Genomic DNA, 24,692 nt, shown 5'->3' with positions numbered 1-24,692 from the left:
ACGATACGTGCCGCGCACGCGCGCGGGGCCGGGGCACCAGCCCCGGCCCCGCGCTGCGGCGATGCCGCGCGCCTCGCGGTTCAGGCCTCCGCGGGCACCTGCAGCACCGAGGAGATCTCGATCTCGACGTCGACGTCGTCCGAGAGCATGACGCCGCCCGACTCGATCGCGACGTTCCAGGTGATGCCGAAGTCGCTGCGCTTGATGCGCGTGCGCGCCGAGGCGCCGGCGCGGGTGCCGCCCCAGGTGTCGGGGCCGATGCCGCCGAACTCGACGAGCAGCGAGACGGGCTTGGTCACGCCCTTGATCTGCAGGTCGCCGTCGACGAAGAGGTCGTCGCCCTCGACGCGGGCGCCGGTCGAGCGGAAGGTCCAGGCCGGGTGCTCCTCGGTGGCGAAGAAGTCGCCCGAGCGGAGGTGCTGGTCGCGGTCGGCGTTCTTGGTGTTGATGGTCGTGGGGTCGACCGTCGCCTCGATCGTCGAGTCCTCGGGCTGCTCGGCGAGCACGATCGTGCCCTCGAGGCCCTCGATCTCGCCGCGGACCTTCGCGACCATCATGTGGCGGATCGAGAAGGTGACGTTGGAGTGGGCGCCGTCGATGGCGTAGGTGCCGGGCAGGTAGCCGGGGATGTTCTGCAGCATGGCGGTCCTTTCGAAGAGCTGAAGTGCTTCAGATTCGAACAACTCGATGTCGAGCCGATCCATTCCCGATCCGTCCGACGGATCTCGCGCGGCGCGTCGGCGGCTACTCGCCGTGCAGCAGGTGCTTGCCCTCGCGCCGGTTCAGGCGGATCCGCGCGACCACCCACCAGACGATCGCGACGAGCACCAGGCCGATGATGACCCACTGCAGCGTGTCCATGTAGGGCTCGATCACGTGGTAGTTCTGGCCCAGCGTGTAGCCGACCATGATGAAGAGCGTGTTCCAGATGGCGGAGCCGATGAGCGTCAGCAGCAGGAACAGCGGGATCGACATGCGCTCGATGCCCGCGGGGATCGAGATGAGGCTGCGGAAGATCGGCAGGAAGCGGCCGAAGAAGACCGCCTTCGTACCGTGCCTCGCGAACCACGCCGTCGTCTTCGTGATGTCGGAGGCGCGCACGAGCGGCATCCGACCGGCGATCGCCGCGAGGCGGTCGTGCCCGAGCAGGCGGCCCAGCGCGTAGAGCGCGAACGCTCCCACGACCGAGCCGATCGTCGTCCAGAGGATCGCCTCGACGAGCGTGAACCCGCCCGCCGCGGCCGTGAAGCCCGCGAGCGGCAGGATCACCTCGCTGGGGATGGGCGGGAAGAGGTTCTCGGCCGCGATCGCGAGGCCGGCACCGGGTGCGCCGACCGTCTCCATGAGCCCCACCGCCCACGCGGCGACGCCGGTGAGCTCGGAGCTGTCGGGAGCGGTCTGCAGCATGAGGTCGAGCACGACGACAGGCTACGGGCCCGCGCTGTGGCGCCCCTGTCGTGGGGTGCGCCGGCTGGATTCGAACCAGCGACCGACAGATGAGAAGGCTGTGGTGCCCCCGGCTGGATTCGAACCAGCGACCGACAGATGAGAAGGCTGTGGTGCCCCCGGCTGGATTCGAACCAGCGACCGACAGATGAGAAGGCTGTGGTGCCCCCGGCTGGATTCGAACCAGCGACCGACAGATGAGAAGGCTGTGGTGCCCCCGGCTGGATTCGAACCAGCGACCGACAGATTAGAAGGCTGTTGCTCTATCCACTGAGCTACGGAGGCGCGCCCTCGATCTTAGGAGCCGCGGCGCGGTGCGGCGCCCCGAGCGGTCAGGCGCCGCCCTGCAGGTTCGTGACGAAGTTCGTGATCGCCTTGACGAGCTCGTTCGCGCCGAGCGCGAGGAAGACGAGCGCGCAGATGCCGAGCAGCACGTTCGCCAGCCACCCGTTGCGCCATTCCTTCGGCGTGCGGTCGGTGTTGAGCAGCCCCAGGAGCGTCAGCGCCAGGAACGGCATGAAGAGCGCCCCGAGCACGCCGTAGGCGAGGATCACGGCGATCGGCTGGCCGAGGAAGACGAGGATCATGGGCGGGAACGTGAGCCACAGCACGTAGGCGCGATAGTAGGTGCCGCCCGCGTGCATGCGGCGGTCGTCGAGCTCGAGACCGCGCGTCGTGCCGACGAAGTCCGCGAACATGAGGCTCACGCCGTTCCAGACGCCGATGAGCGACGAGAACGACGAGGCCCAGAAGCCGACGAGGAAGACGGCGCCGAAGACCGCGCCGTAGCGCTCGGCGAGCACGCCCGAGAGGTCGAGGAGGCCGCGGTCGCCCGTGGAGATCGCGATGTTCGCCGAGTAGAGCAGCTCCGCGCCCACGATGAGCATCGCGATGACGAAGACGCCCGTGATCGCGTACGCGACCGCGTTGTCGAGGCGCATGACGCGCATCCAGCTCGCGTCGCTCCAGCCCTTCTCGCGCAGCCAGTAGCCGTAGGCGGCGAGCGTGATCGTGCCGCCGACGCCGCCGGCGAGCGCGAGCGTGGTGATGAGGCCGCCCTCGGGGATCACGGGGAGCAGGCCCGAGAGCACGTCGCCGAGGTTCGGGAGCGTCATGATCGCGGCGCCCACGACGGTGACGAACATGATGCCGACGAAGAGCGCCATGACCTTCTCGACGAGGGCGTAGCGGCCCCACCACACGAGCGCGAAGCCGATGAGGCCCGTGCCGATGGCCCACGCCTCGAGCGGGATCGCCGGCATGAGCGTGGCGAGCGGCAGGGCGGAGGACAGCATCGCGGTCGCGCCGTAGACGAAGCCCCAGACGAGGATGTAGGGCCCGAAGTACCAGGTGGTCCAGCGGCCGAGCGTGCGCCAGCCCGAGAAGATCGTCCTGCCGGTCGCGAGCGAGTAGCGCCCGGCGCCCTCGACGAGGACGATCTTGAAGATGGTGCCCACGACGACGGCCCACAGCAGCAGGTAGTTGTAGTTGGAGCCTGCGACGAGGGTGGCGACGAGGTCGCCCGCGCCCACGCCGGTGGCCGCGACGACGATGCCGGGGCCGATGATCCGCCACTTCCGCGGCGTCATCGTCGTGCTCTGCTGTGCCATGTCCACTCCGTCGTGTCGTCGTGCGCGTCGCGTGCCGCCGCGGGCCGGTGCGGGCCGGCGGCGCCCCTCCAACCTATCCATCGGCTGGGAGGGGGCATGCCAGGCTGTCCCCATGCCCGCTCCCCTGCAGCCCGCGATCCTGCTCGACATGGACGGCACGCTCGTCGACTCGGAGCCCCTGTGGCACGAGCGCATGCGGGCCTTCGCCCGCGAGCGCGGCTTCGCGTGGACGACCGAGGACCTCCACTGGACGACGGGGCGCCCGATGCTCGAGTGGGCCGCCGTCATGCACGAGCGCGGCGCAGGGCTCGCGCCGGCGGCGATCGTCGAGCGCATCGCGGCCGAGGTCGCGGAGGCGGTGCGCGCCGACGTGCCGTGGCTGCCCGGCAGCCTCGCACTGCTCGAGCGGATCGCCGAGCGCGGCGTGCCTGCGGCGCTCGTGACGAACGCCGCCGCCGTGAACGCGCGCGGCCTCCTCGCTGCGGCGCCCGAGGGCGCGCTGCGCTTCGCCGTCTCCTCCGACGACGTCGAGCGCTCGAAGCCCGACCCGCAGCCCTACGCGACGGCGATCGCGCGGCTCGGCGCCGACGCCGCGCGCTCGATCGCGTTCGAGGACTCCGGCTCGGGCGCCCGCTCGGCCGTCGCCGCCGGCGCGCGCCTCTGGTTCCTCACGACGCAGCTCCCCGCCTCCCCCGTGCCCGCCGAGCGCACCCTCGGCACGCTCGCCGACGCGAGCCCCGACGAGATCCTCGACGCCCTCGGCTGACCCGCCTCCCGCCCCTCCCTCCGCACACGTGCGAGTGACGGATAGGGTCGTCGCGTGGCTGCTGCGGACCGGATCGTGTGGATCGACTGCGAGATGACGGGCCTCGACCCGTCGATCGACGAGCTCGTGGAGGTGGCGGTCGTCGTCACCGACTTCGAGCTGCAGGTGCTCGACCCCGGCTTCCAGGTCGTGATCAAGCCCAGCGATGCGGCGATGGACCACATGGGCGACTTCGTGCGCCAGATGCACGCCACGAGCGGCCTCGACCAGGAGATCCCGCACGGCGTCGCGCTCGCGGAGGCCGAGCTGCAGGTGCTCGCGTACGTGCAGCGCTTCGTGCCCCTCGAGCGCACCGCCCCGCTCGGCGGCAACACCATCGGCACCGACCGGATGTTCCTCGCGCGCTACATGCCCTCGCTCGACGGCTTCCTGCACTACCGCTCCATCGACGTCTCGAGCATCAAGGAGCTCGCCCGCCGCTGGGCCCCGCGCGCCTACTTCCAGGCCCCGGCGAAGGCGGGCGGCCACCGCGCGCTCGCCGACATCCTCGAGTCGATCCGCGAGCTGCGGTACTACCGCGCCGCGCTCTTCGGCGACGCCGCAGACCGCACGAGCGAGGAGCTGCAGGCGATCTCGGCCGAGGTCACGAGCGGCTTCGCGCAGCACCTGCCCGGCTGACGCGCCGTCCCGGGCCCCGATGTCACGGATGGCCGCGGGATGTCGTATGCTGTCCTGGTTGCGCTTCGCGCGCACATGGTGGGTATAGCTCAGCTGGTAGAGCGCCTCGTTGTGGTCGAGGAGGTCGCGGGTTCAAGCCCCGTTACTCACCCCAGCACGAAGCCCCGGTCCTCGGACCGGGGCTTCTGTCGTCTGCGGGCCGGATCTCGCCTCGCAGCCGCGACCTCCGCGCGTCAGCGGCGACGACGCGAGCGCCGACCCTCCGGCCCCGTGTCGACGACCGTGTGCGCGCCGGGCTGCCCGGCGACGCCCGCGACGAGGTTGACGAGGAAGCTCCAGATGTGTCGCATGGGCCAAGGATGCGCCGCCCTGCTGTGCACGCGCTGCCAGGGGCGACGACGATCCGCCGCGCCGCGCTGCCGCTCAGGCCCGTCGGATGCGGATGGGCCCCCGGGCGGTCGCGAGGTCGACGACCGCACCGCCCTGCGTGATGACGACCTCGCCCCGCTCGACGAGCCGGGCGGCCGCGGCCCGCGCGTCGTCCATGCGCGGCCGCCAGTCGGCCTCGTCATCGCCCGCGACCGCGCGGGCGGCGTCGCTCGGGCAGATCGTCGCGCCCTCGCGGCGCGCTGCGAGGAGGCGGAGGATGGCGGTCTCGAGATCGTCGACCATAGGAGCAGTCTGCATCGCTGGGGTCTCGTGACGCGAACGGGCTGCGCCCGCGCGCTCCCGGACCTTGCCGCCTCCGGCCTCACCTCCGCGCGCGGACCTCAGGCCTCCGGCGGCAGGATGACGCCGATCGGCTCACGCTTCTCGGCCTGGAAGCGGTCCTCGGTGCGGCCCTGCGCCCAGTAGCCGGAGATCGAGACCTGCGCGCGGGCGAGGCCGCGCCGGGCGAAGAGCTCGTCGCGGAGCGCCTTCACCGACTCCCGCTCGCCGTGCACGAAGGCGTGCACTCGGCCCTCGGGCCACTCGAGCGCCGCGACGGCGTCGGCGAGCGTGCGGACGGTCTCGGGCGCCGGCTCGCCGCGGTGGAGCCAGCGGAGGTCGACGCCCGCGGGGTGCGCGATCGTCAGCTCGTCGTCGGCGTCGTGCACCTCGACGAGCGCGACGCCGCGCGCATCGGCCGGCAGCGCCTCGAGCGCGGCCGCGATCGCCGGCAGCGCAGACTCGTCGCCGACGAGCAGGTGCCAGTCGGCGCTCGCGTCGGGCGCGTAGCCGCCGCCCGGGCCGTGCAGCGCGATGCGATCGCCGGGGCGCGCCGAGGCGGCCCACGGCCCCGCGAGGCCGGCGTCGCCGTGCACGACGACGTCGAGCACGATCGCGGCCTCCTCGACGGCGCGCACCGTGTAGGTGCGCGTGACGGGCCGCTGCTCGGGCGACAGCGAGGCGCGCAGGTGCGCGAGGTCGTACGGCGGCTCGAGGCCGAGCTCCTGGGCCACGAACAGCAGCTTCACGTACGCGTCGGTCCAGCCGTTCGGCGCGAACGTCGCGAGCCCCTCCCCGCCGAGCCGCACGCGCACCATCCGCGCGCCCAGCCGCTCGGTCGAGAGCACCTCCAGCACGTGCTGCGGGCGCGCGGGACGCGGGTCGGGGTCGGTGCGGAGGCGCTCGGCGGTGCTCATCGGGATCCACGCTAGCACCGGGTTAGGCGACCCTAACCTGCGATCCGGCGGCGATCGCCGCTCAGGCCGGATGCGGCAGGATCGAGGGGTGGAGATGACGGCGGAGGCCTTCGAGGCGCTGGTCACGGAGGTGCTCGACGACCTCGAGGACGAGATCGTGGAGGGGCTCGACAACGTCGTGTTCCTCGTGGAGGACGCGCACCCCGAGGAGGACCTCATGGGGCTCTACGAGGGCGTCGCGATCACCGAGCGCGGCCAGTACGGCTTCGGCGAGCTGCCCGACCGCATCATGGTCTACCGCCTCCCCCACCTCGACGCCTGCGACGACGAGGAGGAGCTGCGCAACGAGGTGCGCACGACGCTCGTGCACGAGATCGCGCACTTCTACGGCATCGACGACGACCAGCTGCACGAGCTCGGCTGGGCGTAGCGAGGCCCCGCCGGCTCGCGCCGGGCGGGGCCTCGTCGTGGCCGACGGACGGCTTAGGCGACGGCCTCGGCGTCGGCGAAGGTCGCCGTGTCGATGACGAAGCGGAAGCGCACGTCGCCCTCGACCACGCGGTCGTAGGCCGCATCCACGTCGTCGACGCCGATCTTCTCGATGACCGCGCCGATGCCGTGCGCGGCGCAGAAGTCGAGCATCTCCTGCGTCTGACGGATGCCGCCGATGTTCGAGCCCGCGAGCACCTTGCCGCCCATGATGAGCGAGCCCAGGTGCAGCGGCTGCGGCGCGGGCGGCAGGCCCACGTTCACCATCGCGCCGTGCGGCTTGAGGATCGACAGGTAGGTGCCGAGGTCGAGGTCGGCCGAGACGGTGTTGAGGATGAGGTCGAACTCGCCCTTGTGGGCCTCCGCCCAGCCCTCCTCGCCCGTGGCGACGGTGCGTGCGGCGCCCAGCTTCTTCGCCGTCTCCTCCTTGGCGAGGGAGCGCGAGAGCACGGTGACCTCGGCGCCCTTCGCGGCCGCGAGCTGCACGCCCATGTGGCCGAGCCCGCCGAGGCCGACGACGGCGACCTTGGTGCCCTCGTGGACGCCCCAGCGGTCGATGGGCGAGTAGAGCGTGATGCCGGCGCAGAGCAGCGGCGCCGCCACGTCGAGCTCGATGCCCTCGGGGATCGAGAGCACGAAGCGCTCGTCGACGACGACCTTCTCGGCGTAGCCGCCCTGCGTGACGGTGCCGTCGCGGTCGATCGACGCGTAGGTGCCGACGTTGCCGTTCAGGCAGTCCTGCTCCTCGCCGGCGACGCACTGCTCGCACTCGCCGCAGGAGTCGACCATGCAGCCGACCCCCACGCGGTCGCCGACCGCGTGGCGCGTGACGGCGTCGCCGACCGCCTCGACGACGCCGGCGATCTCGTGGCCGACCGTGAGCGGGAAGGGCGCCTCGCCCCACTCGTCGCGGATGGTGTGGATGTCGGAGTGGCAGATGCCGGCCGCCTTGATCGCGATGACGACGTCGTGGGGGCGGGGGTCGCGGCGCTCGATCGTCGCGACGCGGTACGGCTGGTCGGCCGCGGTCTTCTGGAGCGCCTTCGAGGTGATGGGCATGGGTGCCTCCTTGGTGATGAGACGGGAGTCGGGCGCGCGCCCGATGCGGCGCCTCGGCGGCGCCGGCCGCTCAGCCTACGCCTGCCTCCCATGGGCCTCCCCGGTCGACGTCCAGCCTCAGGAGCGACGCACCTCGTCGGCGAGCGAGGCAGGGTCGTTCGCGGCGATGTGCTGGTCCTCCTGGGCGCGCCACAGCTCCCACCACGCGTCGTCGCCGTCGCGCGCGAGCGCCCGGGCGCGGCGCACCTCCTCGGGCGCGTCGAGCCAGATCGCGCGCGTCGCGTGGGCGCTCGAGGCGAGCGTGAGCGAGCCGCAGCCCTCGATGACGAGCGCCTCGCCGGGCAGCGCGCGATCCTCGGGCCCCCAGTCCCCCTCGGCCCAGTCCCAGCGCCGCCACACGGCCTCGCGGCCCTCGGCGAGCGGGGCGAGGATGCCCCGCTCGAGCAGCCGGGAGCCCGTGGCGAGGCCGTGCCATCCTGCGTACAGGTCGTCCATGTGGATGACGCGCGCACCCGCCTCGGCGGCGAGGCGCTCGGCGAGCCGCGTCTTCCCGGCGCCGGAGCGCCCGTCGACGATCCACAGCACCGGTGGCATCCGCGCCTCCTCGTCGCCCCTCGCGCTCACGGCGCGGCCGCCCACGGCGGTCGGAACGATCCTGCCGCGACCGCGGCCCCGATCGCGAGCGCCGCGACGGCGAGCACGAGCAGCACGAGCACGAGGTCGGCGCGCGAGAGGGCGGAGGGCCGGGCCCAGGTGCGCTCGCCGCGCCCCTCCTCGGGGCCGCCGAAGCCGCGGGCCTCCATCGCGGTCGCGAGCGTGCCGCCGCGGCGCAGCGCGACGACGAGCAGCGCGAACGCGGCCTGCAGGGCGCGGCGCACCCGGCCGGTGTCGCCGAGGCCGCGCGCGCGACGGGCGAGGGCGATCTGCCGCCAGTCCTCCTGCAGCACCCCGAACAGCCGCACGCCCGCGAGCGCGGCGAGCACGAAGCGGTGCGGGAGGCGCGCGACCTGCGCGAGGCCGTCGGCGAGCCTCGTCGGGTCGACGCCGACGATGCCGACGAGCGTCGGCACGCCGATCGCGAGCACGCGCAGGAGGATCGCGAGCGCCAGCTCGATCGAGCCGTCGCTGATGGTCGCGAGCCACACCTGCGCGTGGACGCGCCCCGAGGGCTCGGCGTAGAGCAGCATGCTCACGGCCGAGAGCGGCGCGGCGACGAGCAGCGGCCAGGAGCGGCGGAGCACGGTGCGGGGCCCGATCCCGGCCGCGGCGAAGAGCACGAGCCACGCGCCGAGCGCGACGGCGGCGCTCACGACGTCGACCGTGAGCAGCATCGGGAGGGAGTAGAGCACCGCGGCGGCGAAGGGCGTCACGGGGTTCACGCGGTCGAGGAGCCTCATGCGCCCTCCCCCGTCGGTCCGGCGCCCTCGGCGCCCGATCCGGCCTCCAGCCGCAGCACGCGGTCGCCGAGCACGCGCACGACGTCGGCGTCGTGCGTGACCGCGACGACCGCGCAGCCGCGCTCGTCGACGAGCGAGGCAATGAGGCGCACGAGCTCCGCCCAGGTGCGGCGGTCCTGCCCGAAGGTGGGCTCGTCGAGCACGCAGAGGCGTGGCGCGGGCGCGAGCACGGTCGCGACCGACAGCCGCCGCTGCTCGCCGCCGGAGAGCGTGAAGGGGTTGGCGTCGCGCAGGTGCTCGAGGCGGAGGGCCGAGAGGAGGGCGTCCACGGCGGCGTCGACCTCGGCCGCGGGACGTCGCAGCGCCCGCAGGCCCGCCGCGACCTCGTCGTGCACGCGCGCGGCGACGAACTGGTGCTCGGGCTGCTGGAGCACCGTGCCGATGCGCGTCGCGAGCTGCCGCGGGCGCCAGCGGATCGGCGCGGGCTCCGTGAGGTCCGGGCCGCGCAGCGCGGGCGAGGCGAGCACCGCGCCCTCGACGGGCGGCAGGAGGCCGGCGAGCGTGAGGGCGAGCGTGGACTTGCCCGCGCCGTTCGGGCCGGTGACGACGAGCGCCTCCCCCGCGGCGAGGCTCGAGCGCGACGGGCGCGTGGACGGCGGCGCGCCTGCCGGATCGCAGACCCTCGGCCCGCAGCAGCGCCTCACCGGGCCGACGCGGCGGGCGCGGCACGTCGACGGGCGCGCCCGGCACCCAGACGCCTCGGTCGGCGAGGGCGGCGCCGTGGGCCCCGAGCACGGCGTCCGGCGCGCCGTCGGCCATGGCACCGCCGCCGGGCTCCAGCACGACGACGCGGTCGACGACGGGCAGCCAGGTCTCGACGCGGTGCTCGACGACGACGAGCGTCGCGCCGGTCTCGGCCGCGACGCGCGCGACGGCGTCGCGCACCTCCACGACGCCCTCGGCGTCGAGGTTCGCGGTCGGCTCGTCGAGCAGGAGGAGCCCCGGGCGCATCGCGAGCACGCCCGCGAGCGCGAGCCGCTGCCGCTGGCCCCCGGAGAGCGCCGCGGTGGAGCGGTCGAGCGCGACGTCGAGGCCGACGGCGTCGAGCGCCTCGGCGACGCGCCGCCAGATCTCGTCGCGCGGCACCGCGAGGTTCTCGCAGCCGAAGGCGACGTCGTCGCCGACCCGCGACAGGATCGTGTTCGCCTCCGGGTCCTGCAGCACGAGGCCCGCCGTGCCGCGCAGCCGCGAGGGATGCGCGCCGTCGACGGCGAGCTCGCCCGTCTCGTCGCCCTCGTCGTGCCCGCCGAGGACGCCGGCGAGCGCGGCGAGGAGGGTCGACTTGCCCGCGCCGGAGGGGCCGAGGAGGAGGATCCGCTCGCCGGGCTCGACGTCGAGGTCGAGCCCGGCGACGGCGGGGGCCCTGCGGCCCGCGTGCTGCCATCCCCATCCGCGGGCGCGGATGCGGGAGCCGGTCACGCGCGGCGCGCGCGGCCTGCGGCGAAGCGGTCGAGCACGCCCGTGGCGGCGAGCGCGCGGGTCAGCAGCCAGCCGACGAGGCCGGCGAGCAGCGCGCCGGAGACCACGACGCTGCCCAGGTAGATGCCGAGGAACTCGGGCCCCTTCGCGAGGTTCGCCGAGAGGAAGAGCTCGAGGGTCCAGGCGGCGACGGCCGCGCCGATGCCCGCGAGCATCGCCGTCGGGAGCCCGAAGCGGCGGTAGGCGAAGGCCGCGAAGATCAGCTCGGCGCCGAGGCCCTGCGCGAGGCCCGAGTAGAGCGTCTCGATCGACCACTGGCTGCCGAGCAGCGTCGACACGGTGGCGGCGAGCAGCTCGACGAAGAGCGCGGCGCCGGGCTTCCGGATGATGAGCCCGCCGAGCACGGCGCCGATGAGCCAGATGCCGACGGCGAGGCCGCCGAAGCCGGGCGTCACGGCGTCCATGATGCCGAACCAGGCCCCGCCGACGCCGTTCCAGACGACGAACAGGAGGCCCGTGGCGACGCCGAGGACCGCGGCGACGACGATGTCGACGACGCGCCAGCGGCTCGTGCGGGGGCGGGCGGCCGTGGTGGCCGCGGGTGCGGTGGTGGTCATGCTGTGCCTTCCTCGTTGCGAGACGGCACGGGTGATGAGTGTCCTCCCTGCGCCGGCATGATCCGGATCAGGTTCGACGGTCGGAGGCTTCGGCCTCCCTCTCAGCCCGGCGCACCGGACTCCCGTGTTGTTCGCAGCGAGTCTAGTGCGCCGCGCGTGCGAAGGCGCGCCCGGATGCGGCGGGGCCCCGGGGCGAGGGTCGTAGGCTGTCGCGGTGCAGGAGATCCGATCGTTCGTGGCCATCGGCGACAGCTTCACGGAGGGCGTCGGCGACGAGCTGCCCGACGGCTCGGTGCGCGGCTGGGCCGACTTCGTGGCCGCCGGGCTCGCGACGGCGCAGGGGCGGCCGATCCGCTACGCGAACCTCGCGATCCGCGGCCGGAAGCTCGGCGGCATCCTCTCGGAGCAGCTCGACGCGGCGATCGCGCTCGCGCCCGACGCGATCAGCCTCAACGGCGGCGGCAACGACATCCTGCGCCCCCGCGTCTCGATCGACGAGGTGGGTGCGGCGCTCGCCGACGCCGCGCACCGCATCGCGGCCGCCGGCATCCGTCCCATCCTGCTCTCGGGCGGCAACCCGAGCGAGGTCATGCCCATCGGCGCGGTCTTCCAGCGCCGCGGCGACGCGCTCGCGCGGGCCGTGGAGTCGCGCGTGGCCGACCTCGACGCGCCCTACGTCGACAACTGGTCGGATCCGGAGCTGCGCAGCCCCCGCTTCTGGTCGCAGGACCGCCTGCACCTGAACGCGGCGGGGCACGCGCACGCGGCGACGAACGTGCTCCGCGCCCTCGGCGTCGACGCGCCGCCGCACTGGCGCGACCTCACGGCGCTCTCGACCGCGGAGGGGCGTCGCACGACCGCGTACTACCGGGAGTTCGTGGTGCCGTGGATCGGCCGGCGGCTCACGGGCCGCTCGTCGGGCGACGGGCGCGGCCCGAAGCTCGCGCAGCTCGTCGAGGTTGCGCCGCTGCCGTCGCTCGGCTGACGCACGGGCGACCGCGCCGGATCAGCACCCGAGCGGGGCGCCGGCCGCGATGTGCGCTCGACGAGGCGCTGGCGTGCTGATCCGGCGTCGCCGCAGCGCGGTGCCGACCGCCGCGCTCAGTGCCGGCTGGTCGTCACGAAGTCGATGAGCTCCTCGACGCGCGCGAGGAGCGCCGGATCGAGGTCGTTCCAGTCGCGCACGCGCGAGCGGATGCGCTGCCACGCCCGCGCCACCGACTCCTGGTCGCCGTTCGGCATGCCGAGCCGCCGCAGCGTGCCCTGCTTCCAGTCCTCGCCGCGCGGCACCTCCGGCCACCCGGCGATGCCGAGCCGCGCGGGCTTCACGGCCTGCCAGATGTCGATGAACGGGTGGCCGACGACGCGCACGTGCGCGCCGTGGGGGCCGCGCTGCACCGCCTCGGCGATGCGCGACTCCTTCGAGCCAGGCACGAGGTGGTCGACGAGCACGCCGAGCCGCCGCTCGGCCGTGGGCGCGAACGCCGCGACGACGGCCGCGAGGTCGTCGACGCCGTGCAGCGGCTCGACGACGACGCCCTCGACGCGCAGGTCGTGCCCCCACACCTGCTCCACGAGCTCGGCGTCGTGGGTGCCCTCGACGAGGATGCGGCTCGGCAGGGCGACGCGCGCCCGGTGGTCGGCGACGGCCCGGGATCCGGAGGCCGTGCGCGCGGGCGCCGCGGCCCGGGCGACGGGCGCGACGAGCTCCACCTCGACGCCGTCGAGCAGGAAGCCGCGCCCCATCGGGAAGAGCCGGGCGCGACCGCGGCGGTCCTCGAGGTGCACGTGCCCGCCCTCGACCCGCAGGACCGCGCCCACGAAGCCGTCGTGCCGCTCGACGACGAGCCCGCGCGTCGCGGGCACGCGGTCGGGCGGCGGCGCCTGCCGGGCCGCCTTCGCCTCGGCGGAGAGCACGTCGCCTCCCCACGATCCCCAGTCGGTGGCCATGCGGTCGCGGCTCCTGTCGTTCGGCACCGCACGAGCCTAGGCGCGCGGCCGCAGGGCGTCGACGAGGCTCGCTGTGCTTGGCTTGCGGCCATGGACTTCCGCATCTTCACCGAGCCCCAGCAGGGCGCGTCCTACGACGAGCTGCTCGCGGTCGCGCTGCGCACCGAGCAGCTCGGCTTCGACGGCTTCTTCCGCTCCGACCACTACCTCCGCATGGGCGACGGCGACCCCGGCTACGGCCCCACCGACGCGTGGACGAGCCTCGCGGGCCTCGCGCGCGACACGGAGCGCGTGCGCCTGGGCACGCTCGTCTCCTCGGTCACCTACCGGCCTCCGGGCATCCTCGCCGTGCAGGCGGCGAACGTCGACCAGATGTCGGGCGGCCGCGCGGAGCTCGGCCTCGGCACCGGCTGGTTCGAGCAGGAGCACCGCGCCTACGGCATCCCCTTCCCCGCGCGCCGCTTCGACCTGCTCGAGGAGCAGCTCGCGATCGTCACCGGCATGTGGGAGACCCCCGCGGGCGCGCGCTTCTCGTTCGAGGGCGAGCACTACGCGATCGAGGACTCCCCCGCGCTCCCGAAGCCCGTGCAGGAGCGCCTGCCCGTCATCGTCGGCGGGCTCGGCGAGCGCCGCACGCCGCGCCTGGCCGCGCAGTTCGCCGACGAGCACAACCTGCCGTTCCCCGCCTTCGACCGCGTCCGGCCGCTCTTCGCGGCCCTCGACGAGGCCATCGAGCGCGCCGAGCGCACGCGCCCTGTCGTCCGCTCCGTCGCGCTCGTCGCGTGCCTCGGCGACGACGAGGCCACGCTGCGCCGCCGCGCGGCCGCCATCGGGCGCGAGCCCGACGAGCTGCGGGCGCACGGCCTCGCAGGCTCGGGCCAGGAGCTCCAGGACCGGCTCGGCGCGCTCGCTGCGGACGGCGTCGAGCGCGTCTACCTGCAGGTGCTCGACCTCCGCGACCTCGAGCACCTCGATGCCCTCGCGGCGCTCGTCCTCTAGGTCCGCGCACGCGAGGGGGCGCGGCCCGCGCGCCGCGCACGCGAGGAGGCGCGGCCCGCAGGCCGCGCACGCGAAGAGGGGCGGCCCGCAGGCCGCCCCTCTCGTCGTCTCCTGCTACGCCCGCGACTTGCCGCGGTTGCGCGTGATGAGGCCCCAGATGAGCAGCACGATGATCGAGCCGCCGATGGCGAGGAGCCAGGTGGTGAGGTCGAAGAAGCCCTCGAGCCCGACGTTGAAGATCGCCGATCCGATCCAGCCGCCCAGCAGGGCGCCGACCACGCCGAGGATCAGCGTGATGAGCCATCCGCCGCCCTGACGGCCGGGGAGGATGAGCTTCGCGATGGCACCGGCGATGAGGCCGAGCACGATCCAACCGAGGATTCCCATGATGTGCGTCCTTTCCAAGAAGGACCGCGGTGCAAGGGGTCAGGCCCCGCGGTAGAGCGATGGTGTCGCTCCACCCCCAAGGGTTGTCCCCCACCCTGGGAGGTATCTGGGAACTTGCTCAGCCCGCATCGGCGGCGCCGCGATCAGCTGCTCGCGCGCTCCAGCACGATCTCGCGCACACGTGCGGCGTCCGCCTGGCCGCGCATGGCCTTCATGACCGCGCCGATCACGGCGCCCGCGGCCTGCGCCTTGCCGTCGCGGATCTTCGCGAGCACGTCGGGCTGCGCGGCGAGGGCCTCGTCGACGGCGGCGACGAGCGCGCCCTCGTCGCTGACGACCTGCAGCCCGCGCGCCGCGACGACCTCGGCAGGGCCGCCCTCGCCCGCCACGACGCCCTCGAGCGCCTGCCGCGCGAGGCGGTCGGTGAGCGAGCCCTCGTCGACGAGGCGCTGCAGCTCGGCCACGTGCGCGGGCGAGACGAGGCTCGTCGCCGCGACGCCTCGCTCGTTGGCGAGGCGGGCGATCTCGCCCGTCCACCACTTGCGCGCGGCGCCGGGCGCGGCGCCCGCCGCGACCGTGGCCTCCACGGCGTCGAGCAGGTCGGCGTTCACGACGTCCTGGAGCTCGAGGTCGGTGAAGCCCCACTCGGCCTTCAGGCGGCGCTTGCGGGCCACGGGCTGCTCGGGCAGCGCCGCGCGCAGCTGCTCGACGAGCGCGCGCTCCGGCTGCACCGGTAGCAGGTCGGGCTCCGGGAAGTAGCGGTAGTCGTCGGCGTCCGACTTCGGGCGCCCGGCGCTCGTGCGCCCGGTGTCCTCGTGCCAGTGCCGGGTCTCCTGCACGATCGTGCCGCCGGCCTCGAGGATCGCGGCCTGGCGCTGGATCTCGTAGCGCACCGCGCGCTCCACCGAGCGCAGCGAGTTGACGTTCTTCGTCTCGGTGCGCGTGCCGAGTCGCTCCTGCCCGCGGGGGCGGAGCGAGACGTTGGCGTCGCAGCGGAGGTTGCCGCGCTCCATGCGCGCCTCGGAGATGCCGAGCGCGAGCACGATGTCGCGGATCGCGGCGACGTACGCCTTCGCGAGCTCGGGCGCGTCGTGCTCGGCGCCGAAGATCGGCTTCGTGACGATCTCGACGAGCGGCACGCCCGCGCGGTTGTAGTCGACGAGCGAGTACTCGGCGCCCTGGATGCGGCCGGTGGCGCCGCCCACGTGCGTGAGCTTGCCGGCGTCCTCCTCCATGTGCGCGCGCTCGATCGGGATCGTCACCAGGCGGCCGTCGGCCAGCTGCACCTCGACCGACCCCTCGAAGGCGATGGGCTCGTCGTACTGCGAGATCTGGTAGTTCTTCGGCACGTCCGGGTAGTAGTAGTTCTTCCGGGCGAAGCGGCTCGACTCGGCGATCTCGCAGCCGAGCGCGAGGCCGAGCGAGATCGAGTACCGCACGGCCTCCTCGTTCACGACCGGGAGGCTGCCCGGCAGGCCGAGCGAGAGCGGGTCGATGAGCGTGTTGGGCGCCGCGTCGTGGTGGTCCGGGTGCGCGGGGTTCGGCGCGGCCGAGAACATCTTCGTGCGCGTGCCGAGCTCGACGTGCACCTCGAAGCCGAGCACCGGCTCGTACCGCTCGAGGGCGGCGTCGAAGTCCATCAGGCGGTCCTTCATCGTGCGACCTCCGTCAGCTGGGGTGCCTGGTGGGCGAGGATGCCGCCCCACTGCTCGGCGAGCAGCGCCTCGATCGTCGCGCCCGCGCGGTAGAGCCGCTCGTCCTCGAACAGCGGCGCGAGCAGCTGCAGACCCACGGGCAGGCCGTCGTCGCCGAGGCCCATGGGCAGCGCCATGCCGGGGATGCCGGCCAGGTTCGCGGGGATCGTCGTGATGTCGTTCGCGTACATCGCGAGCGGGTCGTCGACCTTCTCGCCGAAGCGGAACGCGGTCGTGGGCGCCGCCGGGCTCACGAGCACGTCGGCCTCGGCGAAGGCGGCGTCGAAGTCGCGCTGGATGAGCGTGCGCACCTGCTGCGCCGAGCCGTAGTAGGCGTCGTAGTAGCCCGCGGAGAGCGCGTAGGTGCCGAGGATGATGCGGCGCTTGACCTCGGGGCCGAAGCCGGCCTCGCGGCTCGCGGCCATGACCTCCTCGACCGTCTGGCCCGGGCGCTCGACGCGGAGGCCGAAGCGCACCGAGTCGAAGCGCGCGAGGTTGCTCGATGCCTCGGCCGGCAGGATCAGGTAGTACGCGGCGACGGCGTACTCGATGCTCGGCACCGACACCTCGACGACCTCGCCGCCCGCGCCCTCGATGAGCCGGACGGTCTCGCGGAACCGCGCGGCGACGTCGGGCGCGATGCCCTCGCTCTCGAGCTCCCTGATGACGCCGACCTTCAGGCCCGCGAGCGAGCCCGATGCGGAGCCCTCGCGCGCGGCCGCCGCGAACGACGGCCACTCGCGCTGCAGCGAGGTGGAGTCGTGCGGGTCGTGGCCGCCGATGACGTCGTGCAGGAGCGCCGAGTCGAGCACGGTGCGCGAGACGGGGCCGACCTGGTCGAGGCTCGAGGCGAGCGCGATCGCGCCGTAGCGGCTGACGCCGCCGTAGGTGGGCTTGACGCCGACCGAGCCGGTGACGGCCGCGGGCTGGCGGATCGAGCCGCCCGTGTCGGAGCCGAGCGCGAACGGGGCCTCGAAGGCCGCGACCGCAGCGGCCGAGCCGCCGCCGGAGCCGCCGGGGATGCGCTCGACGTCCCAGGGGTTGCGCGTGGGGCCGTAGGCGGAGTGCTCGGTGGAGGAGCCCATCGCGAACTCGTCCATGTTCGTCTTGCCGAGCGCGACGAGGCCCGCGGCCTTCAGGCGCGCGACGGGCGTCGCGTCGTAGGGCGGCACCCAGCCCTCGAGGATGCGCGAGCCGGAGGTCGACGGCATCCCGATGGTGCAGAGCACGTCCTTGATGGCGACGGGCGCGCCCGCGAGCTCGTGCAGCTGCTCGCCGCCCGCGCGGCGCTCGTCGATGCGGCGCGCCTCGTCGAGGGCGCCCGCGTTGACGTGGAGGAAGGCGTGCAGCTCGCCGTCGACCGCGGCGATGCGGTCGAGGTGCGCCTGCGTGGCCTCGACCGACGAGACCTCGCCCGAGGCGAGGAGGCCCGCGAGCTCGTGGCCGGCGAGGCGGGTGAGGTCGCTCGCGGTCACTGCTCCTCCCCCAGGATGGCCGAGACGCGGAAGCGCTCGCCGTCGTGGCTCGGCGCCCCGGCGAAGGCCTGCTCGTGCGTGAGGGTCTCGCCCTCGACGTCGGCGCGCGTCACGTTCGCGAGCGGCACCGGGTGGCTCGTCGCGGCCACCTCGGGCCCGACGGCCTCGCTGACCTTCGCGATCGCGTCGACGATGGCGCCGAGCTCGCTCGTGAGGCTCGTCACCTCGTCGTCGGTGAGCTCGATGCGCGCGAGCCCAGCGAGGTGCTGGACCTGCTCGCGAGTGATCTCGGACATGCGTCTCCTCGTCGTCTGCGGGGGTCTGCTCGATCCTACCGGCGGGGCGGAGGCCTCCCGGGCGCCCCGGCGGTGCAGGATGGCGGCGGACCGGAGGAGGTCGGGATGCTCGGGAAGCGGATCGCCGTCGTCGCCGCGGCGGCGCTCATCGGGGCGCTGCTCGCGCTCGCGGGCTCGCACACGGGCCTGTCGATCGGGGGCTGGCCGATCTTCGCGCTCGGCGTCGCGCTCGCGCTCGTCGTGCAGTGGATCGCGTGGATCCCCGCGGCGATCCTGCGCACCGAGCGCGGCTACGACCTCATCGGCTCCGCGACCTTCGTCGCCGTCGCCGCGCTCGGCCTCGTCGCGTCGGCGGCGCAGGCCGGCTGGCAGCCGCGGCCGGTCGTGCTCGCGCTGCTCGTCGTCGTGTGGGCGGCGCGGCTCGGCACGTTCCTCGCGCTGCGGGTGCGCCGCGCGCCCGACCGCCGCTTCGACGAGATCAAGGCGGATCCCTCGCGCTTCCTCGTCGCCTGGACGATGCAGGGGCTCTGGGTCGCGATCACCTCGGGCGCCGCGCTCGCCGCGATCACGAGCGGCCGCGCGGGCGGCATCGACGCCTTCCTTGTGGTCGGCGGCCTGCTGTGGCTCATGGGCTTCGCGATCGAGGCGGTCGCGGACGCGCAGAAGCGCGCCTTCCGGGCCGATCCCGCGCAAGAGGGCGAGTTCATCCGCTCCGGACTCTGGGCCTGGTCGCGGCACCCCAACTACTTCGGCGAGATCCTGCTGTGGGTCGGTGTCGCGATCGCGGCGCTGCCCGCCCTCGAGGGCTGGCAGTGGGCGACCCTCGTCTCCCCCGCGTTCGTCGTGCTGCTGCTCGTGCGCGTGAGCGGGCTGCCGCAGCTCGAGCGCTCCGCCGAGGAGCGCTGGGGCGACCGCGCCGACTACCGCGCCTACCGGGACGCGACGCCGGTCCTGGTGCCGCGGCCGCCGCGGCGCGCCGGCTGAGCCCGACCGCTCGGCGCGGCGGGGCGGCTCAGGAGGCCGCGAGCAGCCAGAGCGCGAGCCCCCAGGCGATCGCCGCGCCGGCGACGCACCACCAGCGCAGGTCCGCGGCGACGGCGAGCGCCTCGCGCACCGTCGCCCCCGGTCGGTAGGACGGGCGCGTCCACGCGCCCACGACCGTGCCGTCGATACCCGCCTCGGCGAGCAGCCACGCGGTGCGGTAGGCGTGGTACTCGCTCGTGACCACGACGAGCGGCGCGCGACCGGGCGCCGTCACGAGCGGCCGCGAGAGCGCGAGGTTCTCGCGTGTCGTCGTCGACGCCTCCTCGAGGTCGATCGCGGCCGCGGGCACGCCGCACGCCTCGACGAGGTGCTCGGCCATCGCGCTCGCCTCGGTGCGCACCTCGTCCGGCCCCTGGCCGCCGGAGACGAGGATGCGGGCGTCGGGCCGTGCCGCGAGGGCCGCGCGCCACACCTCCGCGCCCCGCTCGACGCGGCGCCGCAGCAGCGGCCCCACGCGGGTGCCGCGCAGGCCCGCGCCGAGGATCAGGATCGTCGCCGGCGCGGGGTGGCGCTGCGAGCGCCGCGCGTGCTGCAGCATCGCGAGCACGAGGGCGGCCGTCGCGAGGCCCGCGGACCAGAGCGGCGTCGCGGCCGCGAGCAGGGCGCGCGCGAGCCTCGGGCGCGAGCACGGCCGAGACGATGATCGCGACGGCGAGCGCGGCGACGCCGACGCCGAGCGCGGCGATGAGGCGATCGATGGCGCGCACCCGCACGAGCCGCGGCAGCATGAGCGCGTGCCACAGGCCGCCGCCGCCGAGGTCAGCCCCGCCCACGATCGCCGCGGCCGCGAGCAGCGACCAGGCGCCGGGGAGCACGGCGCCTGCGGGCGCCGCTCCGAGCGCGAGGAGCAGGCGGGCGAGGAGCAGCACGAGCAGCGCCACGAGGACGGCCGAGCGGAGGGCGGGCGCCAGCAGCCGCATCCGTCGCCCCGTCCTCACGCTGGCACCCTAGCCGCGCGGCCCGTGGGCGCCCGATGCGCGGCGCGCGCCCTTGCGCATGGATCGAACGTGTGTTCGAATGCAGGCATGCGGTGGGACGGGCAGACGGCGCAGCACCAGGACGCGGACGCGCTCCCGGGGCTCGAGGAGCGCGGGAGCGTGCTCGAGCGCTGGCCGACGCCGGGCTTCGACGGCGCATCGTTCCTCGAGGTGACCGCGCGGAGCGCGCTCAACCGCGTGCCGGGCCAGGGGTTCATGCGCGGCGCGTGGACGATCAACCCCTACCGCGGCTGCCAGCACGCGTGCCGCTACTGCTTCGCGCGGCAGACCCACACCTACCTCGACCTCGACGCGGGCGCCGACTTCGACCGCCGCATCGTCGTCAAGGCGAACGTCGTGGAGGTGCTGCGGCGCGAGCTCGCGGGCCCCCGGCGCGAGGTCGACGCGGTGCAGCTCGGCACGAACACCGACCCCTACCAGCGCGCGGAGGGCCGCTACCGGCTGCTGCCGGGCATCCTGCGCGCGCTCGCGGAGCATGGCGCCTCGATCTCGATCCTGACGAAGGGCACGCTGCTGCGGCGCGACCTGCCGCTGCTCGCCTCGATCGCGCGCGACGTGCCGGTCTCGATCGCGATGTCGATCGCGATCTTCGACGACGAGCTGCAGCAGGCGGTGGAGCCCGGCACGCCCAGCACACGGGCCCGCCTCGACGCCGTCCGGGCGGTGCGCGACGCGGGCCTCGACTGCGCCGTCTTCGCCATGCCGATCCTGCCCGGCCTCACCGACACCCGCGCGCACCTCGAGGGCGCCTTCGCCGCCATCGCGGAGGCCGGCGCGACGAGCGCGATCGCGAGCGCGCTGCACCTGCGGCCCGGCGCTCGCGAGTGGTACCTGCAGTGGCTGCGGGCCGAGCACCCGCGGCTCGTGCCGCTCTACGACCGCGTCTACCGCGACGAGCGCGGCCGGTTCGGCTCCTACGCGCACCCGGAGTACCGGCAGTGGCTGCGCGAGCGCATCCGGCCGCTGCAGGTGCACCACGGGCTCTCGCGCACCGTCGTGGCGCCCGGCACCGGCCTCTCCGCCGTCGCACCGTCGAACCGGGCCGTCGAGGCCCGGCGGGCGCGCCAGCTGCCCTCGACCGAGGGCGCCCCGATGCTCGCGGCGACCCTGTTCTAGCGGCGAGCGCTCCTGGCGACCGCGCGGCGCGCTCAGCGCTTCGGCCAGTGCCACGAGGGCTGGTCGAGCAGCCCCTCGCGCCCGGCGACGACGGTCTCGCCGCCCACCTTCTCGAGCTCGATCCGGAGGCCGCCGAGCGCCTCCACGAGGCGTTCCTGGTGGGTGACGACGACGACCTGCGTCGTCGAGGCGGCCTGCCGCACGAGGGCCGCGAGCGGCTCGACGAGGTCGGCGTGGAGGCTGCGCTCGGGCTCGTTGAGCACCACGAGGCTCGGCTGCTCGGCCGAGAGCATCGCCGCGACGAGCAGCAGGTGCTGCAGCGTGCCGTCCGAGAGCTCGGACGCGGCGAGCGGCCGCAGCAGCCCCGGCTGCTCGAGCGCGACCGTCATGCGGCCCTCCGCCATGGGCAGCAGCAGGCGCGAGCCGGGGAAGGCGCGCTCGACGGCCGCGTCGATCTCGCGCTGCCGCCCCATCTCGATCGCCGTCTGCAGCACTGCGGCCAGGTTCGCGCCGTCGTCGTCGAGCCGCACCGAGCGCGTCGCGACCTGCGGCTGCCGCGCGGGCGCCGAGCGGTCGGTGCGGAGCGCGTCGTGGAAGCGCCAGCCGCGCAGCATCCGCCGGGCACCCGCGAGCTCCGCGGCCTCCTCGTGGCCGGCGAGCTCGTCGAGCACGGACGCCCAGGGATGCAGGCCGGAGGCCAGCTCGCGCCAGCCGCCGTCCCCGCGCATCCGCGCGAGGCCACGCGTGCGCTCGACGAGCACACCGGCAGGGCGCGGGTCGGCGCCCGCGAAGACGTGCTCCTGCTTGATCTCAGGGTCGAGGTCGAAGGCGCTGCGCTGCGCGACGGGGAGGCCGAGGTCGATCGCGTAGCCGAGCGCGTCGGTGGCGACGCCGAGGCGCAGGGCGACGGGGCCGCCGCGCACGGTGCCCTGCACGGGCCGAGCGCGCAGCGTGCCGCGCTCCGGGCCCGCCCAGCGCACGGCGTCGAGCCCGCCGACGCCCGCGAGCGAGCCGATCACGCGGCCCTCGCCGCAGTCGGCGAGCAGCCGGAGCGCCCGGTAGAGGCTCGACTTGCCGGCGCCGTTCGCGCCGGTGACGACCGTCAGCGGCTCGAGATCGACGACGAGCGACCGGATGGACCGGTAGCCATCGATCGCGAGCCGCGAGATCACGTCGCGTCGACCGCCGGGAGCGCGTCGGGGCCCTCGGTGACGAGGATGCGGAACTGCTCGGCGTCGAGGATGCGGATGCCGAGCTCCTCGGCCTTCGCGAGCTTCGAGCCCGCGCCCGGCCCCGCCGCGACGAAGTGCGTCTTCTTCGAGACGCTGCCCGCGGCCTTGCCCCCCGCGGCGATGATCGCCTCCTGCGCGCCCTCGCGGGTGTAGCCCTCGAGCGTGCCGGTCGCGACGACCGTGATGCCCGCGAGCACGCCGCCCGCCTCCGCCGCCGCGCCGGGGCCGGGGTGGCCGGGCGTCGCGAAGCGCACGCCCGCGGCGCGCCAGCCGTCGACGATCTCGCGGTGCCAGTCGACCGCGAGCCACTCGACGAGCGCATCGGCGATGGTCGGACCCACGCCCTCGACCTCCGCGAGCTGCTCGGGCGTCGCCTCCTCGATGGCCTGCAGCGAGCCGAACCAGCCGGCGAGCGCACGAGCGGCGACGGGACCGACGTGCCGGATGTTCAGGGACACCAGCTGCCGCCAGAGGTCCTTCTCCTTGGCCTTCTGGAGCTCGTCGATGAGCGTGACGGCCTGCGCCGAGGGGTGCAGGACGCGATGGTCCTTCCGGATGCCCGCCTTGCGACGCTCCGCCGGGCTGAGCCCCTCCGCGCCGGGCGGATAGGTGATCTCGACCCGCTGGAACGGCGCGCGCGTGACGGGCGCGCCGTCGTCGTCGAACCGCGGGGCGCCGGTCTCGCCGTCGCGCACGACCACCTCGATCGGCACGAGCTCGTCGATCGTGAGCGAGAACAGCCGCGCCTCGGTGACGAGCGGCGGCTCCGCGGGGTGCGTGGGCTGCGTGAGCGCCGCCGCGGTCACCTCGCCGAGCGCCTCGACGTCGAGCGCGCCGCGCGAGCCGATGTGCTCGACGCGGCCGCGCACCTGCGCGGGGCACGACCGGGCGTTCGGGCAGCGGAGGTCGATGTCGCCCTCCTTCATCGGCCGCAGCGCCGTGCCGCACTCGGGGCACGCGTCGGGCATGACGAAGGCGCGCTCGGTGCCGTCGCGGAGGTCGGCGACGGGCCCGAGGACCTCGGGGATGACGTCGCCCGCCTTCCGCAGCACGACGGTGTCGCCGATGAGCACGCCCTTCGCGCGCACGACGTCCTGGTTGTGGAGGGTCGCCTGCCGCACGACGGAGCCCGCGACCTGCACGGGCTCCATCATCGCGAAGGGCGTCGCGCGGCCCGTGCGACCGACGCTCACGACGATGTCGAGCAGCCTCGTGTGCACCTCCTCGGGCGGGTACTTGTAGGCGATCGCCCAGCGCGGGGCGCGCGAGGTCTGCCCGAGCTCGCCGTGGAGCGCGAGCTCGTCGACCTTCACGACGACGCCGTCGAGCTCGTGCTCGAAGCCGTGGCGGGCGCCGCCCACGCGCTCGACGAAGGCGACGACGCCGTCGACGTCGGCCTCGACGCTCGAGTGCGGGCTCACGGGCAGGCCCCAGGACGCGAGCAGCTCGTAGACCTCGCTCTGCGCGGCGACGGGCGGCTCGGGCCACGCGCCGATGCCGTGCACGTACATGCGCAGCGCGGCAACGCGCGCGTCGCCCGCCTCGCGCTCGAGCCCGCGCTTCTTCTCGAGCTGCTGGCGCAGGCCCCCGGAGGCGGCGTTCCGGGGGTTCGCGAAGGCCGGGAAGCGGCGAGCGCCGCGATCGACGGCCCTCGCCTCGTCGAAGCGCTCGCCGAGCCGCGCGCGGTCCTCCTCGACCGAGCGCTCGCGCAGCGCCTCCTGCAGCGCGTTGAGCGCCGCGAAGGCCTCGGTCGGGATGAAGGCCTCGCCGCGCACCTCCACGACCTCCGGATGACCCGCGCCCGAGAGGCGCTCCGGGATGCCCGCGACCCGCAGGGCGTTGGGCGTCACGACCTCACCCACCGTGCCGTCACCCCGCGTCGCGGCGGACACGAGCGCGCCGCGCTCGTAGCGGAGGTTGAGCGCGAGGCCGTCGATCTTCAGCTCGGTGAGCCAGCGCACGGGGCGTCCCGACGCCGCCTCGGCCTTGGCGCACCACTCGCGCAGCTCGTCGAGGGAGAAGACGTTGTCGAGGCTCAGCATGCGGTCGAGGTGCTCGATCGTCGGCAGCCCGCCGGACGCGACGCCCTGCACCTGCTGGGTCGGCGAGTCCTGGCTCTGCAGCTCGGGATGCGCCTGCTCGAGCGCCGCGAGCTCGCGCACGAGGCCGTCGTAGGCGGCGTCGTCGATGATCGACGCGTCGCGCCCGTAGTAGGCGGCGCTCGCCGCCTCGATGCGCTCCCGCAGCGCCTGCGCACGCTCGTTCGCCTCGCCGAGTCCCAGGTCTTCGCTCACGGCTCCCATCATGCATCCAGGTACTGACCCCATGCTCGTCG

At 74.5% G+C, this 24,692-nt stretch carries 25 protein-coding genes, 2 tRNA genes, 1 pseudogene and 1 riboswitch; of the genes and pseudogenes, 8 read left to right on the top strand and 20 right to left on the bottom strand.

Features of this window, described 5'->3' with window-relative positions:
• Positions 1 to 80: 80 nt before the first annotated feature.
• The 4 genes from OVA14_RS10065 to OVA14_RS10050 form a co-directional block, all read right to left on the bottom strand.
• Positions 81 to 641 (bottom strand): YceI family protein, encoded by a 561-nt coding sequence (locus tag OVA14_RS10065; protein ID WP_267503745.1) that lies wholly within the window; start codon positions 639 to 641, stop codon positions 81 to 83.
• A 103-nt stretch (positions 642 to 744) separates the two neighbouring features.
• Complete coding sequence (locus tag OVA14_RS10060) at positions 745 to 1,407, bottom strand: DedA family protein (protein ID WP_267505561.1); 663 nt, start codon at positions 1,405 to 1,407, stop codon at positions 745 to 747.
• Positions 1,408 to 1,655: 248 nt separating this feature from the next.
• Positions 1,656 to 1,731: transfer RNA gene (locus OVA14_RS10055), tRNA-Arg, on the bottom strand.
• Positions 1,732 to 1,778: 47 nt separating this feature from the next.
• A complete protein-coding gene (locus OVA14_RS10050; protein WP_267503744.1) occupies positions 1,779 to 3,056 on the bottom strand; it encodes an Nramp family divalent metal transporter in 1,278 nt (425 codons plus the stop codon).
• 112 nt (positions 3,057 to 3,168) lie between these two features.
• Between OVA14_RS10050 and OVA14_RS10045 the strand changes: the two genes are divergently transcribed.
• The 3 genes from OVA14_RS10045 (at position 3,169) to OVA14_RS10035 (ending at position 4,654) form a co-directional block, all read left to right on the top strand.
• Positions 3,169 to 3,822: an HAD family hydrolase gene (locus tag OVA14_RS10045; RefSeq protein WP_267503743.1), complete on the top strand. Its 654-nt coding sequence runs from the start codon at positions 3,169 to 3,171 to the stop codon at positions 3,820 to 3,822.
• 93 nt (positions 3,823 to 3,915) lie between these two features.
• Positions 3,916 to 4,500: an oligoribonuclease gene (gene orn, locus OVA14_RS10040; protein WP_420710658.1), complete on the top strand. Its 585-nt coding sequence runs from the start codon at positions 3,916 to 3,918 to the stop codon at positions 4,498 to 4,500.
• A gap of 78 nt (positions 4,501 to 4,578) precedes the next feature.
• A tRNA-His gene (locus OVA14_RS10035) sits at positions 4,579 to 4,654 on the top strand.
• Positions 4,655 to 4,923: 269 nt separating this feature from the next.
• On the opposite strand, the gene OVA14_RS10030 is transcribed toward OVA14_RS10035, so the two are convergent.
• Together OVA14_RS10030 and OVA14_RS10025 are read right to left on the bottom strand one after the other, a co-directional pair.
• Complete coding sequence (locus tag OVA14_RS10030; RefSeq protein ID WP_267503741.1) at positions 4,924 to 5,172, bottom strand: DUF3253 domain-containing protein; 249 nt, start codon at positions 5,170 to 5,172, stop codon at positions 4,924 to 4,926.
• A 98-nt stretch (positions 5,173 to 5,270) separates the two neighbouring features.
• Positions 5,271 to 6,125, bottom strand: coding sequence for a siderophore-interacting protein (locus OVA14_RS10025; RefSeq protein WP_267503740.1), 855 nt, complete (start codon positions 6,123 to 6,125; stop codon positions 5,271 to 5,273).
• A gap of 94 nt (positions 6,126 to 6,219) precedes the next feature.
• Between OVA14_RS10025 and OVA14_RS10020 the strand changes: the two genes are divergently transcribed.
• Positions 6,220 to 6,555 carry a metallopeptidase family protein gene (locus OVA14_RS10020; RefSeq protein WP_267505560.1) on the top strand — a complete coding sequence of 112 codons (336 nt, stop codon included), beginning with the start codon at positions 6,220 to 6,222 and terminating at the stop codon, positions 6,553 to 6,555.
• A gap of 53 nt (positions 6,556 to 6,608) precedes the next feature.
• Here the strand turns inward: OVA14_RS10020 and OVA14_RS10015 are convergent, their stop codons facing one another.
• From OVA14_RS10015 to OVA14_RS09995, 6 genes and pseudogenes are all read right to left on the bottom strand, one after another.
• Positions 6,609 to 7,673: an NAD(P)-dependent alcohol dehydrogenase gene (locus OVA14_RS10015; RefSeq protein ID WP_267503739.1), complete on the bottom strand. Its 1,065-nt coding sequence runs from the start codon at positions 7,671 to 7,673 to the stop codon at positions 6,609 to 6,611.
• 117 nt (positions 7,674 to 7,790) lie between these two features.
• Positions 7,791 to 8,267: an ATP-binding protein gene (locus tag OVA14_RS10010; RefSeq protein WP_267503738.1), complete on the bottom strand. Its 477-nt coding sequence runs from the start codon at positions 8,265 to 8,267 to the stop codon at positions 7,791 to 7,793.
• Positions 8,268 to 8,293: 26 nt separating this feature from the next.
• Entirely contained in the window at positions 8,294 to 9,070 is a 777-nt protein-coding gene (locus OVA14_RS10005; protein WP_267503737.1) for an energy-coupling factor transporter transmembrane component T family protein, read from the bottom strand.
• Complete coding sequence (locus OVA14_RS13925) at positions 9,067 to 9,774, bottom strand: ABC transporter ATP-binding protein (protein ID WP_420710657.1); 708 nt, start codon at positions 9,772 to 9,774, stop codon at positions 9,067 to 9,069. The genes OVA14_RS10005 and OVA14_RS13925 overlap by 4 nt, the downstream gene beginning before the upstream one ends.
• Positions 9,775 to 10,102: 328 nt before the next feature.
• Positions 10,103 to 10,549 (bottom strand): annotated as a pseudogene (locus OVA14_RS13920) (ABC transporter ATP-binding protein); the annotation flags it as partial.
• On the bottom strand, positions 10,546 to 11,166 hold the full coding sequence (locus OVA14_RS09995; RefSeq protein WP_267503736.1) for an ECF transporter S component: 621 nt from the start codon (positions 11,164 to 11,166) through the stop codon (positions 10,546 to 10,548). The pseudogene OVA14_RS13920 and the gene OVA14_RS09995, both read right to left, overlap by 4 nt.
• A gap of 26 nt (positions 11,167 to 11,192) precedes the next feature.
• A riboswitch (TPP riboswitch) is annotated at positions 11,193 to 11,293 on the bottom strand.
• A gap of 87 nt (positions 11,294 to 11,380) precedes the next feature.
• Here OVA14_RS09995 and OVA14_RS09990 point away from each other — a divergent pair.
• Positions 11,381 to 12,151, top strand: a complete 771-nt coding sequence (locus tag OVA14_RS09990; protein WP_267503735.1) for an SGNH/GDSL hydrolase family protein — start codon at positions 11,381 to 11,383, stop codon at positions 12,149 to 12,151.
• Between the two features lie 116 nt (positions 12,152 to 12,267).
• On the opposite strand, the gene OVA14_RS09985 is transcribed toward OVA14_RS09990, so the two are convergent.
• Entirely contained in the window at positions 12,268 to 13,116 is an 849-nt protein-coding gene (locus OVA14_RS09985) for a DUF3097 family protein (RefSeq protein ID WP_267505559.1), read from the bottom strand.
• 90 nt (positions 13,117 to 13,206) lie between these two features.
• Here OVA14_RS09985 and OVA14_RS09980 point away from each other — a divergent pair, with 90 nt between their 5' ends.
• The gene (locus OVA14_RS09980) at positions 13,207 to 14,115 is read left to right on the top strand and encodes an LLM class F420-dependent oxidoreductase (protein WP_267503734.1); all 909 of its coding nucleotides are present in this window, start codon (positions 13,207 to 13,209) and stop codon (positions 14,113 to 14,115) included.
• Between the two features lie 114 nt (positions 14,116 to 14,229).
• On the opposite strand, the gene OVA14_RS09975 is transcribed toward OVA14_RS09980, so the two are convergent.
• The 4 genes from OVA14_RS09975 to gatC form a co-directional block, all read right to left on the bottom strand.
• Positions 14,230 to 14,502 (bottom strand): GlsB/YeaQ/YmgE family stress response membrane protein, encoded by a 273-nt coding sequence (locus tag OVA14_RS09975; protein WP_267503733.1) that lies wholly within the window; start codon positions 14,500 to 14,502, stop codon positions 14,230 to 14,232.
• Between the two features lie 143 nt (positions 14,503 to 14,645).
• Positions 14,646 to 16,157 (bottom strand): Asp-tRNA(Asn)/Glu-tRNA(Gln) amidotransferase subunit GatB, encoded by a 1,512-nt coding sequence (gene gatB / locus OVA14_RS09970; RefSeq protein WP_267503732.1) that lies wholly within the window; start codon positions 16,155 to 16,157, stop codon positions 14,646 to 14,648.
• The gene (gene gatA, locus OVA14_RS09965; RefSeq protein WP_267503731.1) at positions 16,154 to 17,671 is read right to left on the bottom strand and encodes an Asp-tRNA(Asn)/Glu-tRNA(Gln) amidotransferase subunit GatA; all 1,518 of its coding nucleotides are present in this window, start codon (positions 17,669 to 17,671) and stop codon (positions 16,154 to 16,156) included. The genes gatB and gatA overlap by 4 nt, the downstream gene beginning before the upstream one ends.
• Entirely contained in the window at positions 17,668 to 17,967 is a 300-nt protein-coding gene (gatC, locus tag OVA14_RS09960) for an Asp-tRNA(Asn)/Glu-tRNA(Gln) amidotransferase subunit GatC (RefSeq protein ID WP_267503730.1), read from the bottom strand. Before gatC ends, gatA begins: the two co-directional genes overlap by 4 nt.
• 105 nt (positions 17,968 to 18,072) lie before the next feature.
• Here gatC and OVA14_RS09955 point away from each other — a divergent pair, with 105 nt between their 5' ends.
• Positions 18,073 to 18,951, top strand: coding sequence for a DUF1295 domain-containing protein (locus OVA14_RS09955; RefSeq protein ID WP_267503729.1), 879 nt, complete (start codon positions 18,073 to 18,075; stop codon positions 18,949 to 18,951).
• 28 nt (positions 18,952 to 18,979) lie between these two features.
• On the opposite strand, the gene OVA14_RS09950 is transcribed toward OVA14_RS09955, so the two are convergent.
• The gene (locus OVA14_RS09950; protein ID WP_267503728.1) at positions 18,980 to 19,549 is read right to left on the bottom strand and encodes a YdcF family protein; all 570 of its coding nucleotides are present in this window, start codon (positions 19,547 to 19,549) and stop codon (positions 18,980 to 18,982) included.
• Between the two features lie 487 nt (positions 19,550 to 20,036).
• Between OVA14_RS09950 and OVA14_RS09945 the strand changes: the two genes are divergently transcribed.
• Positions 20,037 to 21,125: an Rv2578c family radical SAM protein gene (locus OVA14_RS09945; protein ID WP_267503727.1), complete on the top strand. Its 1,089-nt coding sequence runs from the start codon at positions 20,037 to 20,039 to the stop codon at positions 21,123 to 21,125.
• 32 nt (positions 21,126 to 21,157) lie between these two features.
• On the opposite strand, the gene OVA14_RS09940 is transcribed toward OVA14_RS09945, so the two are convergent.
• Positions 21,158 to 22,297, bottom strand: a complete 1,140-nt coding sequence (locus OVA14_RS09940) for an AAA family ATPase (protein WP_267503726.1) — start codon at positions 22,295 to 22,297, stop codon at positions 21,158 to 21,160.
• The gene (gene ligA, locus OVA14_RS09935) at positions 22,294 to 24,660 is read right to left on the bottom strand and encodes an NAD-dependent DNA ligase LigA (protein ID WP_267503725.1); all 2,367 of its coding nucleotides are present in this window, start codon (positions 24,658 to 24,660) and stop codon (positions 22,294 to 22,296) included. The genes OVA14_RS09940 and ligA overlap by 4 nt, the downstream gene beginning before the upstream one ends.
• Positions 24,661 to 24,692 lie beyond the last annotated feature (32 nt).

It is taken from the genome of Agrococcus sp. SL85, assembly GCF_026625845.1.
Taxonomy (GTDB): domain Bacteria; phylum Actinomycetota; class Actinomycetes; order Actinomycetales; family Microbacteriaceae; genus Agrococcus.
This window is presented reverse-complemented; position numbering and strand designations above follow the sequence as displayed.

Excerpts from the sequence above, each read along its gene's own strand:
- OVA14_RS10065 (WP_267503745.1), bottom strand. The coding sequence starts at position 641 with ATGCTGCAGAACATCCCCGGCTACCTGCCCGGCACCTACGCCATCGAC.
- OVA14_RS10060 (WP_267505561.1), bottom strand. The coding sequence starts at position 1,407 with ATGCTGCAGACCGCTCCCGACAGCTCCGAGCTCACCGGCGTCGCCGCG.
- OVA14_RS10050 (WP_267503744.1), bottom strand. The coding sequence starts at position 3,056 with ATGGCACAGCAGAGCACGACGATGACGCCGCGGAAGTGGCGGATCATC.
- OVA14_RS10045 (WP_267503743.1), top strand. The coding sequence starts at position 3,169 with ATGCCCGCTCCCCTGCAGCCCGCGATCCTGCTCGACATGGACGGCACG.
- orn (WP_420710658.1), top strand. The coding sequence starts at position 3,916 with ATGACGGGCCTCGACCCGTCGATCGACGAGCTCGTGGAGGTGGCGGTC.
- OVA14_RS10030 (WP_267503741.1), bottom strand. The coding sequence starts at position 5,172 with ATGGTCGACGATCTCGAGACCGCCATCCTCCGCCTCCTCGCAGCGCGC.
- OVA14_RS10025 (WP_267503740.1), bottom strand. The coding sequence starts at position 6,125 with ATGAGCACCGCCGAGCGCCTCCGCACCGACCCCGACCCGCGTCCCGCG.
- OVA14_RS10020 (WP_267505560.1), top strand. The coding sequence starts at position 6,220 with ATGACGGCGGAGGCCTTCGAGGCGCTGGTCACGGAGGTGCTCGACGAC.
- OVA14_RS10015 (WP_267503739.1), bottom strand. The coding sequence starts at position 7,673 with ATGCCCATCACCTCGAAGGCGCTCCAGAAGACCGCGGCCGACCAGCCG.
- OVA14_RS10010 (WP_267503738.1), bottom strand. The coding sequence starts at position 8,267 with ATGCCACCGGTGCTGTGGATCGTCGACGGGCGCTCCGGCGCCGGGAAG.
- OVA14_RS10005 (WP_267503737.1), bottom strand. The coding sequence starts at position 9,070 with ATGAGGCTCCTCGACCGCGTGAACCCCGTGACGCCCTTCGCCGCCGCG.
- OVA14_RS09995 (WP_267503736.1), bottom strand. The coding sequence starts at position 11,166 with ATGACCACCACCGCACCCGCGGCCACCACGGCCGCCCGCCCCCGCACG.
- OVA14_RS09985 (WP_267505559.1), bottom strand. The coding sequence starts at position 13,116 with ATGGCCACCGACTGGGGATCGTGGGGAGGCGACGTGCTCTCCGCCGAG.
- OVA14_RS09980 (WP_267503734.1), top strand. The coding sequence starts at position 13,207 with ATGGACTTCCGCATCTTCACCGAGCCCCAGCAGGGCGCGTCCTACGAC.
- OVA14_RS09975 (WP_267503733.1), bottom strand. The coding sequence starts at position 14,502 with ATGGGAATCCTCGGTTGGATCGTGCTCGGCCTCATCGCCGGTGCCATC.
- gatB (WP_267503732.1), bottom strand. The coding sequence starts at position 16,157 with ATGAAGGACCGCCTGATGGACTTCGACGCCGCCCTCGAGCGGTACGAG.
- gatC (WP_267503730.1), bottom strand. The coding sequence starts at position 17,967 with ATGTCCGAGATCACTCGCGAGCAGGTCCAGCACCTCGCTGGGCTCGCG.
- OVA14_RS09955 (WP_267503729.1), top strand. The coding sequence starts at position 18,073 with ATGCTCGGGAAGCGGATCGCCGTCGTCGCCGCGGCGGCGCTCATCGGG.
- OVA14_RS09950 (WP_267503728.1), bottom strand. The coding sequence starts at position 19,549 with ATGCTGCAGCACGCGCGGCGCTCGCAGCGCCACCCCGCGCCGGCGACG.
- OVA14_RS09945 (WP_267503727.1), top strand. The coding sequence starts at position 20,037 with ATGCGGTGGGACGGGCAGACGGCGCAGCACCAGGACGCGGACGCGCTC.
- ligA (WP_267503725.1), bottom strand. The coding sequence starts at position 24,660 with ATGGGAGCCGTGAGCGAAGACCTGGGACTCGGCGAGGCGAACGAGCGT.